Consider the following 2,544-nt stretch of genomic DNA (forward strand, 5'->3'; position numbering starts at 1 on the left):
GCCCCACTGCATCGAGGCCACTTGTTGGTCAGCTGTGGTCAGGGTCCACGCGGCCGGGGCGAGATCGACGCCATCCCAGATCGTCGGCACAATGACCTCCCGCAACGGGACGCCGGCGGACGGCGCGAGCGCGTCAGCGAGGCTGATGCCATCGGCGGGCAGCGGCTTGGCGAGCAGGCCGGTGGTGACGTTGCCGCTGGGGTCCATGTCGACGACCAGGACCCGGCAGCTGTAGTGGGTCAGAGCCGACCGGGCGACGAACATGGTCATGGTCGACTTCCCCACCCCGCCTTTCTGATTGGCGATGGCAACGACCTTGGCTCTGCTCATGCGAGCACAATCGCACATCCGGTCCTCGCGTGCGAGCGGACGCGCCCAAGCGGCCGCGTGTCAGCGTGGACGCGCGCACGCGCGGGCGTGTATACGCGCGTACGCGCGTACGCGGGCGCGTGTCAGCGCGTACGCGTGGCCGCGCGTCCACGGTCGGGCGTACGCGAGTCCGCGTGTACGTGCCAGCGGGCGCGCGTACGCAGGTCCGCGTGCATGCGACCGCGGGCGCGCGGACGCACGTCCGCTGACGCGCGCACCTTGGGAACTGCTTTTCCGGGGTCGGCGAGGCCCGCCCGATCACCAGCTGCGTAGTCCGGCGAACTTGATTCGCGCGGTGATGGCGTGCTGCACGATCCGGTCCCGCAGTGCGGGCGCGCTCATGCTGGCGGGCACACGCGTGATGCCCACCGCGGTCGCAATCGCCCGGAGAGCGTCCTTGCTCATCCCGGCGAGGTAGGCAGCGCCGTCGGTGGCGGTGCCGCAGGAGCGCAGGTACGCGGCCGACTCGGCAGCGCTGGCACCAGCACCCGGGACGGGACCGGCTGGGGCAGCGCTGGGCGGGACTGACGCACGCGGCGGGACTGGGACCGGGACAGGAGCGGGGGCGGCCGCGGTGGCGAGGGCGGTAGCCAGCGCGGCCGCGTGCCGGGCGTGAGCAGCGGCGGCAGCCCACTGGGCGGCGTCGGCGGCGGTCTGAGCGGCAGCGAGAGCCGCGGTCACAGCGGCGGCGGGCGTGGTAGTCATGTGTGGTCCCCTCCCAGGTCAGGAGCCGTTTTAGCCGCCTGCTCACGCAGCGTAACAGCCCGGAATTTTCAGCACCAGGGCCGAGATATTCAGTGCCACAAGGGCTTTCGGAACAGGCGAAATGCACTTTGGTGGCAGCGCCTGATGCCTTATCGGTCGCTCTGTTCGGCTGCCCATTCGAGCAGGACCGAGGCGGGCCAGTAATTGCGGCCGAGGTACTGCGAGGGCTTCGGGAACGGGTTCGACTTCGGCTTGTCACGGGCGAGGTAGGACGTGATGGTCTTGGCGGGCAGCCCGGTGATCACGGTGGCCCCGGCGATGTCGGCCCACACGTCGCCGTCGAGGGCAGGCAGCCCGAACAGGGAGCCGCCGGTAAGTGGCTGTCCGGAGGCCCAGGACGCGCGCAGCGCTGCGACGCGGTCGGCAGCGGAGACGGTCTCGGGTGCGCGATCGGTGGTCACGGCCGCGACGGTAGCAGTCACAGGACTGCCAGGGTCGCCGAGAGCGTTGCGCCACGGCACATCGCATGGCCCGGCCGGGGTGCGCCGATAGGAGGCCATAGGCGGACGACGTTCCGCCGGCGGGTGGCCGAGGCCGAGTGCCCACCAGATCACCCGAGTTGTCTCGGGGTAGGTGCGCCCGCGTCGGTCGGCGCGCAGCTGCTCGCGCACGTCGTCGGGCAGGGTCGCGGCGAAGGCGGCAAGTCGGCGCCGGGTGATCTGGGCGGCGGGTGGACTGTCGGTGCGGCGACCGATCCACAGCGAGCCCTTGTGGGTGTCGTACCCGCATCCGCGCCAGGCGGGGCGCAGCATGAGCACCAGGTCGTCGAGCGTTCCGGTGTCGCTGTGGCCACGTGCTCCCCCAGATTGGCAGTTCTAGAACTGCCAACAAGGTTAGCAGTTTCAGAACTGCCAAGCGCGTGGTTCAGTGCTCGCAGTCGGTGTGCGCGGGTGGACTGTAGATGGTCGCGCCGCACGAGAGGCAGTGGTGGGTGCGGTGGTGGCCGCCGATTCGTAGGCACGGGATCGCACCGACGAGGACTCTTCCAGGCCCGAGTCGATGTCCGACGGGGCAGAACCGGGGCGCGCTGTCGGCCGACCGCGCGTTGTGGAGGTATGGCTGAATCGATTCGCACATACGTTCGATTATCCACCCGATCCGGCACGAGCACCGCGCGGGTTCGTGGCGCTCCTGTCGCTCCTGTCGCCCGTGTCGCGACGTAGCCAATATGTGACCAGACTCACGATTGGCTCCACCGGTGCGATTTACCGGTGCAGGTCTCCGTTTCTCCCGGAGGCGGCGAAAGGTGCCCGAAAATACGCTGAAGCTGCTCCAAAGTGATCTGAAAGGAGCTGAAACGCCTCGGCGGGCGTGGGCGGGATGTTCATTCCAGCAACCCGCTGGTTTTCGGGTGTTGCCGTGGAAACGCATGTTCTGGCTCGGGTGGCACGTCTGGTCGGGTCTGTCGGG

3 protein-coding genes are annotated in these 2,544 nt (G+C 69.3%); all 3 read right to left on the reverse strand.

The window, feature by feature from the left end:
- A partial coding sequence (locus ACFWUY_RS41245; RefSeq protein ID WP_384122064.1) for a ParA family protein occupies window positions 1-330 on the reverse strand: 330 nt, incomplete at its 3' end.
- Between the two features lie 297 nt (window positions 331-627).
- Window positions 628-1,074 (reverse strand): hypothetical protein, encoded by a 447-nt coding sequence (locus ACFWUY_RS41250; protein WP_384122068.1) that lies wholly within the window; start codon window positions 1,072-1,074, stop codon window positions 628-630.
- A 149-nt stretch (window positions 1,075-1,223) separates the two neighbouring features.
- Window positions 1,224-1,886 carry a hypothetical protein gene (locus ACFWUY_RS41255; RefSeq protein ID WP_384122070.1) on the reverse strand — a complete coding sequence of 221 codons (663 nt, stop codon included), beginning with the start codon at window positions 1,884-1,886 and terminating at the stop codon, window positions 1,224-1,226.
- Between the last annotated feature and the right edge of the window lie 658 nt (window positions 1,887-2,544).

Source organism: Streptomyces sp. NPDC058664, from assembly GCF_042716635.1.
GTDB lineage: Bacteria > Actinomycetota > Actinomycetes > Streptomycetales > Streptomycetaceae > Streptomyces.

Bases quoted from the DNA above. Each gene is read 5' to 3' on its own strand.
- ACFWUY_RS41250 (WP_384122068.1), bottom strand. From the start codon at position 1,074: ATGACTACCACGCCCGCCGCCGCTGTGACCGCGGCTCTCGCTGCCGCT.
- ACFWUY_RS41255 (WP_384122070.1), bottom strand. From the start codon at position 1,886: ATGCTGCGCCCCGCCTGGCGCGGATGCGGGTACGACACCCACAAGGGC.